The organism is Flavobacterium pectinovorum, from assembly GCF_006438875.1.
In the GTDB taxonomy this organism is placed as follows: Bacteria; Bacteroidota; Bacteroidia; order Flavobacteriales; family Flavobacteriaceae; genus Flavobacterium; species Flavobacterium pectinovorum_A.
This window is the reverse complement of record NZ_RCZH01000004.1, coordinates 207,903-221,053: the sequence shown is the minus strand read 5'-3', so window position 1 is coordinate 221,053 and position 13,151 is coordinate 207,903. Positions and strand designations below refer to the sequence as shown.

13 protein-coding genes are annotated in these 13,151 nt (G+C 32.1%); 3 read left to right on the top strand and 10 right to left on the bottom strand.

What is annotated here, in order from left to right:
- Nucleotides 1-4 precede the first annotated feature (4 nt).
- Nucleotides 5-1,174: a Pycsar system effector family protein gene (locus EAH81_RS07290; protein WP_140505404.1), complete on the top strand. Its 1,170-nt coding sequence runs from the start codon at nt 5-7 to the stop codon at nt 1,172-1,174.
- A gap of 16 nt (nt 1,175-1,190) precedes the next feature.
- Here the strand turns inward: EAH81_RS07290 and EAH81_RS07285 are convergent, their stop codons facing one another.
- Nucleotides 1,191-3,560 carry a GAF domain-containing protein gene (locus EAH81_RS07285; RefSeq protein WP_140505402.1) on the bottom strand — a complete coding sequence of 790 codons (2,370 nt, stop codon included), beginning with the start codon at nt 3,558-3,560 and terminating at the stop codon, nt 1,191-1,193.
- Between the two features lie 226 nt (nt 3,561-3,786).
- Here EAH81_RS07285 and EAH81_RS07280 point away from each other — a divergent pair, with 226 nt between their 5' ends.
- Together EAH81_RS07280 and EAH81_RS07275 are read left to right on the top strand one after the other, a co-directional pair.
- A complete protein-coding gene (locus EAH81_RS07280; RefSeq protein WP_140505400.1) occupies nt 3,787-4,539 on the top strand; it encodes an SDR family oxidoreductase in 753 nt (250 codons plus the stop codon).
- Nucleotides 4,540-4,610: 71 nt separating this feature from the next.
- Nucleotides 4,611-5,192 (top strand): TetR/AcrR family transcriptional regulator, encoded by a 582-nt coding sequence (locus tag EAH81_RS07275; RefSeq protein ID WP_140505398.1) that lies wholly within the window; start codon nt 4,611-4,613, stop codon nt 5,190-5,192.
- 93 nt (nt 5,193-5,285) lie between these two features.
- Here EAH81_RS07275 and EAH81_RS07270 read toward each other — a convergent pair whose 3' ends face one another.
- The 9 genes from EAH81_RS07270 to EAH81_RS07230 form a co-directional block, all read right to left on the bottom strand.
- The gene (locus EAH81_RS07270) at nt 5,286-6,344 is read right to left on the bottom strand and encodes a nucleoid-associated protein (protein WP_140505396.1); all 1,059 of its coding nucleotides are present in this window, start codon (nt 6,342-6,344) and stop codon (nt 5,286-5,288) included.
- A gap of 36 nt (nt 6,345-6,380) precedes the next feature.
- Nucleotides 6,381-6,749, bottom strand: a complete 369-nt coding sequence (locus EAH81_RS07265) for a four helix bundle protein (RefSeq protein ID WP_140505394.1) — start codon at nt 6,747-6,749, stop codon at nt 6,381-6,383.
- Between the two features lie 97 nt (nt 6,750-6,846).
- On the bottom strand, nt 6,847-7,386 hold the full coding sequence (locus EAH81_RS07260; RefSeq protein ID WP_140505392.1) for an IS1096 element passenger TnpR family protein: 540 nt from the start codon (nt 7,384-7,386) through the stop codon (nt 6,847-6,849).
- 202 nt (nt 7,387-7,588) lie between these two features.
- A complete protein-coding gene (locus EAH81_RS07255; RefSeq protein ID WP_140505390.1) occupies nt 7,589-8,188 on the bottom strand; it encodes an HPP family protein in 600 nt (199 codons plus the stop codon).
- Nucleotides 8,189-8,251: 63 nt separating this feature from the next.
- Nucleotides 8,252-9,532: a chloride channel protein gene (locus EAH81_RS07250; protein WP_140505388.1), complete on the bottom strand. Its 1,281-nt coding sequence runs from the start codon at nt 9,530-9,532 to the stop codon at nt 8,252-8,254.
- Nucleotides 9,533-9,898: 366 nt separating this feature from the next.
- Nucleotides 9,899-10,288, bottom strand: coding sequence for a VOC family protein (locus tag EAH81_RS07245; RefSeq protein WP_140505386.1), 390 nt, complete (start codon nt 10,286-10,288; stop codon nt 9,899-9,901).
- 8 nt (nt 10,289-10,296) lie between these two features.
- Nucleotides 10,297-10,863, bottom strand: a complete 567-nt coding sequence (locus tag EAH81_RS07240; RefSeq protein WP_110836720.1) for a sugar O-acetyltransferase — start codon at nt 10,861-10,863, stop codon at nt 10,297-10,299.
- Nucleotides 10,864-10,937: 74 nt separating this feature from the next.
- Nucleotides 10,938-12,371, bottom strand: a complete 1,434-nt coding sequence (locus tag EAH81_RS07235) for a hypothetical protein (protein ID WP_140505384.1) — start codon at nt 12,369-12,371, stop codon at nt 10,938-10,940.
- A 6-nt stretch (nt 12,372-12,377) separates the two neighbouring features.
- Entirely contained in the window at nt 12,378-12,836 is a 459-nt protein-coding gene (locus EAH81_RS07230; RefSeq protein WP_140505382.1) for a YciI family protein, read from the bottom strand.
- Between the last annotated feature and the right edge of the window lie 315 nt (nt 12,837-13,151).

The following is a 13,151-nucleotide window of genomic DNA, read 5'->3' as shown; positions in this document are numbered from 1 at the left end:
CTTTATGAATCTAATAGAACAATCCGAAGATTTCGTCAGTAATTTACTCAAAGATAAACTTTCTAATTTATATTCTTATCATAATTTTAACCATACTTTAACTGTTGTAAATGCAGTAAAAGAGTTGTGTAAAAAAGAAGATGTGAGTAAAGATGAAAAAGAACTTCTTTTAGTTGCCGCTTGGTTTCACGACACAGGATATATCGAAGGTTATGAAAACCATGAAGAGGAAAGCGTAAAAATTGCTGCCGCTTTTTTGAAAGAAAAAGAACAATCGGAAGAATTTATCGCAAATGTTTCCAGTTTGATTCTGGCAACAGTAAAAGAATATATCCCAAAAACACATCTGGAAAAAATAATTAAAGATGCTGATTTTGCTCATCTTATGGGAGCAGAATATGCAACGACTTGCGAATTATTACGTATTGAATTAAAAAATACCTGGAATCTAAATTTCACTAATGCCGAATGGGCAAAGGAAAATTTGAATTTCTTAATGAATAAACATCGATTTTATACAGATTATGCACAGAAAAAATGGCAGCCATTAAAAGAGAAAAACTTACTTCTCGTGCAAAAGAAAATCGGGAAACAAGAAAAGAAAGAAGCAGATGAAATTAAAAAGAAAGATAAAATCGAAAAACCGGATCGTGGTGTAGATACCTTGTTTCGAGTTACTTTAGGAAATCACACTCGCTTGAGCGGAATTGCGGATAGTAAAGCCAATATCTTATTGTCTGTAAATGCGATTATTATTTCGATTGCTCTTTCTTCGATTATACCAAAATTAGACAGTCCGAAGAACGCACATTTAGTGATTCCAACTTTTATCATGTTGATATCTAGTGTGACTACAATAATCTTTGCGATTCTTTCGACAAGACCCAAAGTAACAACAGGAGTTTTTACACGAGCAGATATCGAAGCAAAAAAAATAAATTTATTGTTTTTCGGAAATTTTTACAAAATGCCATTGGTAGAGTATGACTGGGCAATGAACGAAATGATGAAGGATCGGGATTATTTGTACTCGACAATGATCAAAGATTTGTATTATCTGGGATTGGTTTTGCAGCGTAAATATACTTTGTTGCGTATTGCTTATAACCTTTTCATGACCGGATTGATCATTACGGTAATAGCATTTATTATTGCTTTTAAAACGATTCAATAAAAAATAAGCTCAACTTTTAGTTGAGCTCATCTAATAAATCCTGATAGGTGATTTTTTTCGCAGCAGGATTTGCTGTGTTATTGATAACTTTTACACGGATGGCTCTTAAACCAGAAACTCCCTGAAGATCTTCAACTTCAAATTGTTCAAATGATGGTTCGAGAATTTTCTTATGTTGCAGGTATTTAATGTATTTTAAATATTCGGCTTCTTCGCTATTTTGAGAATAGACAATTGTAATTTTCTCTTTCTCAGTAATTCGTTCATTTGTACCTTTAATATGCGATTTATCGATACGTTTTTTTACAACCTCATATCTGGCATTGTACGTTCCGTCAACATCAAAACGTTTTTCATCCATTCTAAAACGAATAGAAAGCGGTGCGCTGAAAACCAAAATCAATGAAGTCACATCCAGTTCATACGGAAGAGATTCCTTCAGTTGATGATGTTCCAATTCCATTTCGCATAAAGTTTGTAATTGCCACAAACGTAAATTGTGCAAATACATAATATCAAAAGGTTTTGTTGGCGCAATAGAAGCCCCAATATAGAGGTTATGCTCAACACCGTCTGTTTTAAAACGCTCGTAATAATGTGGATAAATTTGCTGTGCTTCAATTTGTTTTTTGTCCAGAACCGAAGCTAGTTTTTTATTGATAATAGACATTGCATTATCAAATTTCTTTCTCTCTTTATAAAACAAACCTGTTTTTTCGTCCAGACTTTCAAAATACTGACGTTCCAGTTTCTGGCTTTTCTCAGTTTCTTTTGTATTCTTCAAAAGGGGGTGAATTTCTTCTTCGATATAACGCTGAATATGTTGTTCAGTATCTGCTTTTAAAGGCAAATCAAGTTCCTCGCGAAATGATTCTAATTCAAATTTTCTTTGTTCAAGCAAAACCAGATTCGTATTCGGATCCTGAGATTCAAAAATTTGCAAAATAGCAGTCAATTGATTTTTAAGATCCCTTTTTACGGTTTCGTTTCTATGTTCAGACGAACCTTTAATATCGATTTGTCCGTACAGAGGATATACATTTTTGAATACAATTTCCTTAAAAATATAATCTTTTGTATGATTGATGTTCTGAAAGTAATTTTGAGATTCCTTTCTAAATTTCCAATATACACTTGGGTGAATTGTAGTATATTCGCGCTGAATAATAGCCTCAATCTGATGCTGCATATCTGTATTATAACGGTCTATAGTATCCGTCAAATAAGGCAGAACCAATTCGAGTTTAGTAGCATTTACAGTATTTAAATCTTTAGGATGTGGAGAAACTAATTCTACAACACCCAATAAATGTCCGTCTTTTATAACCGGAGCAAAAACGCAACTCTGAATTCCCTGGCTTAATAAATGCTCACCAAGTTTTTTATTATTCGATTCTTCAATGAATTTCTTTACATTAGAAATTACCAAAGGCTCTTTGTTATCTAATAAGTTCTCAAATGAACATCCAAAAAAAGCATTCTTGCAATTGATTTCCTGATCTTTTGAAAGTAAAAAACTCTGTAACTGACTATCAAATTTAATAGGTCTGATAAATTTTTCTTCCTCAGGATTGTACACAATAAAACCGACTTGTAGATCAGGAAGCTTAAAAATTGACTTAAAGATATTAGATACAATTTCGTTAGTTGGACCAGCATTTGAATCCGGTTTAAGTAAGTTGCTTTTTAAATTAGAAATAGCACTTTCTGTAGTCGCATCAAATAAGGAAACAATCCCGAAACCTTTTAGAGTCCAGCTTCCTTTAGGGAATTTAGATTTCCAAAGCTCAAGATCGCCGTAATTGTCCATTAATAAATCAATATCATCCTGAGTTAAGTGTATGGAGTTTTCTGTTGGAATAATTTCCATGAAATCAGCATTATAAAGAATGCGATAGTGCTTTTCTACACCATTTTCGTCTGGAATGTCATAGAAAAAGGGTTTGTTGAAATCTATTTTCTGTTTGTAATACACACCAAGAATCAGGCAACAATTATTGACGTAGAATTGGTGATCATCAAAATCACGAATTTCCATATCAAATTCAGATCCCGCATTGCTAAGAATCTTTTTGAAACGTTCTGTATAATTGAATGATAAATTCTGAAAAGGAATTGTAATCGCTTTTATCTCATTGTTCGTTAAAGCAGTAGGGAATAAATCTGCCAATAAATTTTTGATTAAAGCCTCATTATCCTTAATAGTTGCATAATCCTTAATACCTGTTCTTAATTCAGGCAATGGCTCTATTTGTTTTAGAATAGCTTTAGCATAATTTGCTCGGTAATCGACGTCAGACAAAGCAATCTCCTCAAATGATTCGATTAGCTTATGAAATGAGATTATAGTTTGGAAGGGACTTTCGTTGTATAAATGAATATCCATCGTAGTTTTTTTTAGAGTACAAAATTAAGCAAATATTAAGAAAGTTTGCCTATTTATTATTTCTTTCGTTTATAGTTCAATAGATTTTAACCACTGCAACTCAGTATTTTTAGGGTGTGGAATTATTTTAACGAAATATTAACATTAATAATAACGGAACGATCGTTCCGTTATTATATCTTTGTACCATAATAATTGAATAATCAATAACTTAAAAACAAATAAAATGAAAAATTTAGAAAACAAAGTAGCTATTATAACTGGTGGAAATAGCGGAATTGGGTATGCAACTGCTGCCGAATTTGTATCAAAAGGTGCAAAAGTAATTGTAACAGGCAGAAATAAAGAATCTTTGGCAAAAGCCGAAACTGAATTAGGTGTAACCGGAATTGTTTCAGATCAATCGGATTTAAAATCTATTGATAATTTGGTTGCCGAAGTAAAAGCAAAATTTGGTAAAGTTGATATCTTATTTTTAAACGCTGGTATTGCTTCTTTCGCTCCGATAGATTCTGCTTCAGAAGAACATTATGACAGTATCATGAACGTGAATGTAAAAGGAGTTTACTTTACCGTTCAAAAAGTATTACCAATATTAAATGACGGTGGTTCTATTATTTTCAATACTTCAATAAATGCTCATGTTGGTATGCCAAATTCAAGTGTTTATGCGGCAAGCAAAGCAGCTGTTCTATCTTTAAATCGTGTATTCGCTACAGAATTGGCGCCAAGAAAAATCAGAGTAAATGCTGTTTCTCCTGGTCCTGTTGAAACCCCTCTTTATGGAAAATTAGGTTTGGAGAAAGAAGAGGTTGAAGGTTTTGGAGCAATTTTAGGAGAGAAAATTTTATTGAAACGTTTTGGACAATCTGCAGAAATTGCTAATACAGTTAGATTCTTAGCTTCAGATGATGCATCATTTATTACAGGATCTGAAATCGTAGTTGATGGTGGACTTATAGTAAATGCGGTAGTCTAATTTTTTTGACTAATTCAGGAACGATTGTTCCGTTTTTTATATCTTTGTAATGATAATTTAATTTTGAAGTCATGGCTAGAACAAAAGAATTTAACGAAGATCAGGCTTTAGATAAAGCCATCGAAATTTTTTGGCACAAAGGTTACAACGGAACTTCGGCTCAGGATTTGGTAACACATTTAGGTTTAAGCCGCTCTAGTTTGTATGATACTTTTGGCGACAAGCAAAAATTGTTTGCTCAATCGCTACAGCGTTATCAGAAAAATGCACAAGATCAAATTGTAGCACTTTTTGATCAATCTGAAAACATCAAAGAAACTTTGCATGATATTTTTAAACAAGCTGTTGTGGAGAGCTTGGAAGACAGAATTACAAAAGGCTGTTTTATGGTCAATTCTTCTGTTGAACTGGCAATGCATGATGAAGAAATTGCCAAAATTGTAAAAAATAATAGCCACATAATGGAAGAAGTTTTTACAAAAGCAGTTCAGAAAGGGCAGGATTTAGGACATATTTCCAAAGCAACTGACGCCAAAGTTTTGGCAAGATTTATTTTCAATAATTACTCGGGAATAAGAGTTTTGGCAAGAACCGGCGAAAGAGATAAGCAGGTTTACGATGATATTGTAAAAGCATTATTCTCGTTATTATAAGATCTGAAGAAACAGCAAATAAAAAAAGGGCAATTACAAAAGAATGTAATTGCCCTTTTTTGTTTTAAGTAAGTAATAGAAAATGAATAACTACTAGCTTTTTTCTTCTTTATTGAAATAAACTAGATAATAATACATTTGTTTTTCTTCATCCCAGCCTTTTTCAACAAATTTTTCAGCGCTTTCAGGATTGATAAAATCCATTTTAATCTGAATGTGTGTGTCCAGATTAATAACGTTTTTAATCGATTTTCTAGCGTCAGAAACTGCTGCGTTGGCAATAGGGAATGAGGTTACATCTTCGATGCTGTATTTTTCTCCTTTATCAACTTTATAGTTTTTGAATTCAGGAATTAAGTCCGGATTGTCTAATACTTCATTTAAGAAATTTTGCTCTTCGAACTGATCATTTTTAGCGAAATAATTCACAGATCGGTTCATAAACATTACTTCTTCTTTTTTGTCTTCAGCTGGCAAAACAACATCTTTTGCGAAACTCTGACAGAATTTTAAGTATTTTTTTGTGATGAAGTTCTCATCTTCAAAAGCATCAACAGATAAAAAATGCTCTAACCAGTAACGCGCATCATAACGATTACTATCTACAGTTAAAATTTTGTATCCTTCTTCTTTTTTATAATTAAAAATCAAACAGCCTTTGTCTAATTTGCTTAGGTTGATGCCTTGTTGCAAGATCATTTCAAGGTTACTGTTTTTTTCTTCAAACTGTAAAAAGTCGGCTTGTAACTCACTTTTAAAAATTCCGATAGCGTCAACAACGTTGTTGTCAATACTTAAATTTGTTAAATACGTTACATAAACCTCTCCGTTTTTAATGTGCGGGTGATTTGACTGCTCGAATAAATGTGTAGTGATTCTTTTTGAAATCTCCTGTAAATTATTCGGATTATCAAAAATCTCCGTAGCATATTTAAACATGTCGTTGTAATCCAAATCGACTTCGTGAGCAAACTGATAATAGTTTTCTTCTTTCTCTCTAAAAGGCTTAAAAAAGTACTCTTTTATCAAAGGTACAATCTCATCATTTAAGTTAAAAGGCTGTTCCGATAAAAAAATTGCTTCGTTTCTGCTTTTGTTTCCTACGCGGTGTATCGCAAGCGTCTCGATGTGGGTGTTGAAAAGGTTTATCATGTTTATTTAGGTTCAGAGAGGCAAAGGTTCATAGGATCAAAGGTTTTGTTTGCGATCTTTTATTTTTCTTATAAAAGAACTTAACATTCGTTCTATTTCTCTGCTTTCTCCATTTATTTTATTAAATTGATTCTCGTTTAAATATTTTAAATTGAATGAGATTTCAAGTTGCGTTTGCATTTCGAATAATGATGAAATTGAAATGTTTAAAAATCTCAAATAATCATTATTTCCGTCTCTGCCATAACCTTCGGCAATATTGCTTGGTATTGATACTGAACATCTTCTGATTTGTGAAGATAGTCCATAAATTTCTTCTTTCGGAAATGAATTTGTTAATTGGTAGATTTGAGTTACCAAGTTCATTGATTTTTGCCAGATAAGAAGGTCTCTAAAAGTATTCATAGTTTTTGCTTTAAAAACTAAACACAAAAATAAGAATATTATTACATTTTAAAATCAAAGATTTTAAAGAAAACCTTTGAACCTTTGAACCTTTCTCCTAATTCCAATTCTCTTCAAACCCAAAATCTTCAAAGCTGTCGTCTCCTTCGAACATATCCAGGTCTTCTTCGTCAAGATCGTCTTCAAATTCTCCGTAGATATCATCGTGCATATCTGCTTCAAAGCTTTTTTCGCCAGAGTCATCAGGCATTTCGCCGTGAGAGAATAGTGTTTCCGGGTAAGGAACTCCTGCAATTTGATCTTCAATAGCGGCCAATTCAACTAAGAAAGTCCACATATTAATGAAGTCGTATACGTAGATAATTTTAGTGTTTTGTTCATCTAAGAGATCAGATAATTTATAATCGCTCATAGTTCTTTGTTCTCCGGGAACGTCGCCAGTATCAAAAAGTGCAATTTCATCTTCCTGATTCCAAGTTTCATCGCAGGTATAAAACGAAGCTACTTCCATTCCGTCAAAACCAAAAGCGTTGAAGATAGCATTGTGTAAATCTTCAAGCGTATCATCTTCAAGAATTGCAATGTCTCTAAAAATATCTTCTTCGGCGTCTAGAATTACTCTAAATTTATAAACCATAATCTTTGTTTTTATTGAAAGGTCAAAGGTAAAATATAAAAAACGAAATACGAATTGTGAATTACGATTTGTTGAAAAGATTTTAAAACAGCGATTTTGTCCTGCAAGGTTTCCAAAACCTTGTAGGTTTAAAAATGACATCTAAATTAATACCTATAAGGTTTTGGAAACCTTGCAGGATATAGAAAAGCAAACTATAGGTTTACTTCCCAATCAATCGTTTCCTAATTTGATGATATCGTTTATGATACGTACTATGACTTGGGTACGTTCTGCTTGAAGTCATATTATTGAAGATCAATGCAGTTACAAATAAAATCAAAACACCATCTAAAACCGGAGAAAGTACATACATATAACCTAAATCTTTTATTTGAGCAGAACCTGTAACTGCAATAAGTGCCGTTGCACCTCCGGGAGGATGAAGTGTTTTTGTGATTTGCATAAAAATAATCGAAAGTGAAACTGCCAATGGTGCAGATAACCAAATAATGTCCGGAACTAATTTTTGTACGGTAACCCCAATAATTGCTGAGATTAGATGACCGCCAATTAAATTTCGAGGCTGAGAAAATGGACTTTGAATTATTCCATAAACTAAAACACTTGATGCTCCAAAAGAACCAATTAAAAAAACAATATCAGTACCCGAAAAACGAATGGATTCAAGATAAGACAGAATTCCGATTCCAACAAACGATCCAATAAACGACCAGAAATGTTCTTTATAATCTATTAACGTTTCCTTGTAAAGTATATATCGTGTTTTACGATAGCCTCTTTTTATTTTTGGAGTTGGCATAAATGCTAAAATTTATTGTGGTATTTTTTACTAAAGATTTAATGACTTAAATCTTTAGGTATTTTATTTTATAAGGCTTGGGGAATAAGAATAAACCGTAAAAGGATAAATCATTTTTGCGGTGTACTTAGAAATTAAACAAACTACCAATATCGGTAAAAATAAAGTGTAATCATTTGTTAGTCCACAAACCAAAAATATTGCTGTGAAAGGCGCGTGAATACTGGCACTTAAAACAGCTGCCATTCCGATGATCATAAAATTTACCGGGATTACATTTACATGGAAAAAACTGTTTAGTACTGAAGCCAGTAATAATCCTAAGAAAGCACCAATAAAAAGACTCGGAGCAAAAACGCCGCCATCACCACCGGAAGCCAGTGTTACTGAAGTCACGATTGGTTTTAAAATAAGTATTCCGATAAAAGTCAATGCTAAAGTTAGTGTTAACGGAATTTCTGATGAATTCCCGAAAATGCCTTTTATTGCATGATAACCTTCTCCATATAATTGCGGGAAAATAAATAATGAGATACTCAAAACTGCTGACCCAATTAATATTTTATAATAATGAGTGTCAATTTTTCCAAATTGAGATTTAAAGAAAAGTACACATCGTGTTAAGTAAACAGAATTTATTCCGGCTAAAATTCCTAAAAGAATAAAATACGGAATCGCTCTTAAATGCCATGTTGTGATAGAAACCGTAAACAATGGCTCTTCTTTTAAGATCGACAATAATCCAAACGCAATTAAAACAGCAATAACATTTGAGATGATAAAAGCTCGTGTCACTTTTCGTGAGATAACTTCGAGAGCAAACAAAACTCCGGCAATTGGGCTGCTGAATAAAGCTGTGACTCCGGCAGCAACACCGGCACAAATTAATTCGGTTTTGTATTGTCTAAATATATTTTCTTTTTGCTGCGCTACAGAACCAATTGTTGCAGACGCTACAACGGTAGAAACTTCAATTCCGGTAGAACCTCCAAAAGCAACCGTTATTAATCCGTTTATAAAGTGTGATGGAATTTTATAAGAAGGTAAATTTTTTGAAGTTGATTTAGTGCTTTCAAAAACTTCTTTGATGCCTTTGTTTTCTTTTTTCTTAAAAAGATAATGTCTTAAAAAATAAATCACAGACAATCCAAATACAGGAAAAAGGATGTATAATAATGGATGTAAAGTAACTTCATGAAAGAAGATTTCTTCGTAATACTCTGTAATTTTTTTAAGTGAAATTCCAAGAAAGGCAGAAAGAAAGCCAATTAAAATAGAAACAATAACTAATTTTCGGAATTTAATAAATTGATGATTTTTTTTGATTTGCGCCGTTTTATTCATCAGATGTGGATTTGTAGATCGCTAGATTTTATTTGCGATTTCACAAAATTAAAGAATCATATTCGGTTTTTAATAAAAAAGCCTCAGTATATTGTGTTAAAATTGATTAAATAAGAAATTTCTCTCAGTATGTTTTTGATAATATAGTGGGTGAAAAAAAAATTATAAGGAGAATAAATTCAATTTAAAACCGACAATATAAAGGTATCGCTGTCATTTCGACGTAAGGAGAAATCACACTAGAAACTCCGCCAGGAAACTTCGCCAATCTTTGTCGATTCACGAGTGTGATTTCTCCTTACGTCGAAATGACATAAAATGAGAAATACTTCGCGTCTTAGCGCCTTCGTGGCAAAAAAAACTTACTTATCTTTCATAAAACTCTATCGGCAATTCGTCGGGATCTGCAATAAAAGTAAATCGTTTTTCAGTTGTTTCATCAATTCTGATGGGTTCAGATTCGATCTGTTTTGTGTTTAAAAAAGCAATTGTTTCTTCTAAATTAATGACTTCAAAAGCAAGATGTCTTAATCCAACAGCTTCGGGTCTTGAAGGTCTTTTTGGAGGATTCGGAAAAGAGAATAATTCAACCACATAAGAACCATTCAAAGCCAGATCAAGTTTGTAGGATTGACGTTCTTCACGATAGATTTCTCTAATAATAGTTAAGCCTAAAACTTCGGTATAAAAAGTTTTCGATTTTTGATAATCAGAGCATAAAATGGCAATATGATGAACTTTATTTAAGGTAAGCATTATTTGTTTTATTGGGGTTCTTGATTTAATTTTCGAATTACTTTCGCCGGATTTCCAACAGCCAGAGAATTGTCCGGAATGTCTTTTGTAACCACAGATCCGGCACCAATAACACAGCCTTTTCCGATGGTTACTCCAGGGCAAATTACAGAATTTCCGCCAATCCAGCAATCATCTCCAATAGAAATTGGCAATGCATTTTCTAATGTTTTTCTTAATTCAGCGTCAAGCGGATGTGTTGCAGTATAGATTTGAACATTTGGTGCAAAAAACACATTTGATCCAATATTTACCGGAGCACAATCCAAGACAACACAGTTTACATTAAAATAAACGTTGTCACCGCAAGAAATATTATATCCATAATCACAATGAAATGGAGGTTCAATATAAAAACTCTTACCGACATTTGGAATTAATTCGGCTAAAATTTCTTTTGCTTTTTTTGTCAAACGATATTCAGTAACATTCAAGCGGTGAAGTAAGTTTTTAGCTTTTCGGCGTTCTTTTACTAAAACAGGATCTCCCGCTGCGTAATATTCTCCTGAGATCATTTTCTCTTTTTCTGTCATTATAAAATCTTTAATGAATGTTGTTCTTTTTTAGTATTTCGTCTAGAGAATTACTTCCCCAGTCCTTATTCATGTTTTTATTTTGTCTTCTTGTTTCTAAAATCCTTCTTATTTATAGAATCATCTTTAAAAGAAATTAATGTTTCAACAATTTCTAAATAAACATAAGCATTATCTTCGGTCTTCATTCTTTTAAAAAGAGGTTCGATAAAAAAACGATCTTTTAATTCAGAGGCTTTTTTACAATAAATTTCAAAATTACTAACAGTTTCATTTGCAATTTTATCTGAGATTAAATTATAGGCTAAAAGTTTATCATTTATTAGAATAAAATTTAATATAGTTTCTTCTAAACTTTCGGTAAACATGTTTTCCCTTGTTTTAGGAATGCTTTCTATGTCTTTAATCTGATAATTTGGTATAAATTCTCTTTTGCTTAATTCAAGAGTTTTAGCTTTATTTAATTGTAAAAAGTATTTAAAGCTTTCGAGAGTAATTAGATGTTCTTCTTGCCATATTTTCCATAATAAATCATCATAAATTTTACATTTATTGACTAGAATCGCATTGTTAACAAATTCAATGTGATATTTTTTAATATCTTTATTCTTAACTTTTGTAAACGGAATACTTAATAATTCTAAAGATTTTTGACTTTTATATGATGCTATTGCTAGATATAATTCTCTCCATTCTTGACTAAAATAATCTTCATCTAAAGTATTATTTAAGTTTTTTTCTAAAAGAGGCAAAAATCTTACATCAGGAAAATTTTGTATTGCTTTATAAGTTGAAAAATAGCCACTTTCAGCATCTTCATCAATATCTTTATTTTTTAGAATTAGTTCTATATCGCTTTCTTTTCTATATTTTGCTAAAGTTACTAAAGCACTTTGATTATTCTCTTTTATAACTAATTCTCTAACTTTTGGATATAAATCTTCAGTTGGTTCTGCTTTTGAAATAGCATCAAACCTCATATTTAGATTATTCTCAGAATATATTAAAAGGCTATCTAATATTTTAAGTTGTCTTTCGTTTAGTAATTTTGTACTTACGTCATCATCTTCATAGTCAGTAGTAACTAATTGTATGTAAAAATCACCTACTTTTTCACTACTACCAATACACCCAAACTGAGTTTGTACCATTGAATCATCGCCTAAATGATTCTTTACTATAGAAAATAAGTCAATATTTTTTAGGCGTAACAGAGCCCAAAAAGAGTAACATCTTACAACAGCGTTAGGGTGATTAGTTAACATAATTAATTCTTCTAAAGAGGCATTTTTTTTTAACTCTTCAAAGTTTTCAAATTGTTTTGGTGTTCTTCCGGCCGCACCTACGGCAGAACCCATAAGAACATTAACCGTTTCTATTTTTTTTATAATTTGGTTTGTCTTATTTGATATTTTTGATGCATCATAATCACTTTTCCCGTAGCAACTTACGGATAAAAATAGAATTAGGAAGGAAAGAAATAATGAGATTTTTAAGTTTATTTTATTCATTTAAGATTACATTTTAGTCTTAGCAATTTGCTTATGAATCTTTGTTATTTCCTGCAAGGCTGCAGATGAATACCAAGGCGTTAATTCGGCTTCGAGTAATTTTGCCTGTATTGCAGGATCTGTAGCAACAAGTGCTTGTGCTTCTTCAATAGTTTCAACATTAAAAATATAAATTCCTCTGTAGTTTCGATCGTTTTTCATGAAAGGTCCCGCCACAACTAGTTTTCCTTCTTTGGCTAATTTACCAATGTTTGCCATATGACCTTCAAATAATTTTTGGGTTTCTTCTTTAGATGCCGTTGTATTCGTTCCGGATTTCAAAAGACAAAAGACATATTTTTTCATTCCATACTCATCGGCATGTAATGATTTTGCCAGATTTTCATCGAATTTAGGTTCAGTTTCCTGTGAAAATCCTATGACATTTATAAATAAAAATGCGAGTAATACTATTGAATTTTTCATGTACTAGTTTATTAGAAAGATGTTTTTATTTAGAATTACTCTCAATTTTGTCATTCCGAGGTACGAGGAATCTTCGCAAGTAACTCCGCAACGAAAGTCCAATCTTTGTAGAGCTCCTTGCGGAGATTTACTTCGTCTGTTCGCTATCGCTCGAGTCTCGTACCTCGGAATGACAATATTACGAAAATGTTCTTATGAAAATGATTGCCATAGCCCCGATAGAAGTGAAAATCCTTTTGTGGCGGGGTTCGCCACAAAAGATTGAAACGGATAGCGGGATTAGCTCCTGAAAAAAGATTTGGTTATATCATAAAA

What these genes read in the sequence shown, in the direction of transcription:
- EAH81_RS07290 (WP_140505404.1), top strand. Translation starts at nt 5, where the DNA reads ATGAATCTAATAGAACAATCCGAAGATTTCGTCAGTAATTTACTCAAA.
- EAH81_RS07285 (WP_140505402.1), bottom strand. Translation starts at nt 3,560, where the DNA reads ATGGATATTCATTTATACAACGAAAGTCCCTTCCAAACTATAATCTCA.
- EAH81_RS07280 (WP_140505400.1), top strand. Translation starts at nt 3,787, where the DNA reads ATGAAAAATTTAGAAAACAAAGTAGCTATTATAACTGGTGGAAATAGC.
- EAH81_RS07275 (WP_140505398.1), top strand. Translation starts at nt 4,611, where the DNA reads ATGGCTAGAACAAAAGAATTTAACGAAGATCAGGCTTTAGATAAAGCC.
- EAH81_RS07270 (WP_140505396.1), bottom strand. Translation starts at nt 6,344, where the DNA reads ATGATAAACCTTTTCAACACCCACATCGAGACGCTTGCGATACACCGC.
- EAH81_RS07265 (WP_140505394.1), bottom strand. Translation starts at nt 6,749, where the DNA reads ATGAATACTTTTAGAGACCTTCTTATCTGGCAAAAATCAATGAACTTG.
- EAH81_RS07260 (WP_140505392.1), bottom strand. Translation starts at nt 7,386, where the DNA reads ATGGTTTATAAATTTAGAGTAATTCTAGACGCCGAAGAAGATATTTTT.
- EAH81_RS07255 (WP_140505390.1), bottom strand. Translation starts at nt 8,188, where the DNA reads ATGCCAACTCCAAAAATAAAAAGAGGCTATCGTAAAACACGATATATA.
- EAH81_RS07250 (WP_140505388.1), bottom strand. Translation starts at nt 9,532, where the DNA reads ATGAATAAAACGGCGCAAATCAAAAAAAATCATCAATTTATTAAATTC.
- EAH81_RS07245 (WP_140505386.1), bottom strand. Translation starts at nt 10,288, where the DNA reads ATGCTTACCTTAAATAAAGTTCATCATATTGCCATTTTATGCTCTGAT.
- EAH81_RS07235 (WP_140505384.1), bottom strand. Translation starts at nt 12,371, where the DNA reads ATGAATAAAATAAACTTAAAAATCTCATTATTTCTTTCCTTCCTAATT.
- EAH81_RS07230 (WP_140505382.1), bottom strand. Translation starts at nt 12,836, where the DNA reads ATGAAAAATTCAATAGTATTACTCGCATTTTTATTTATAAATGTCATA.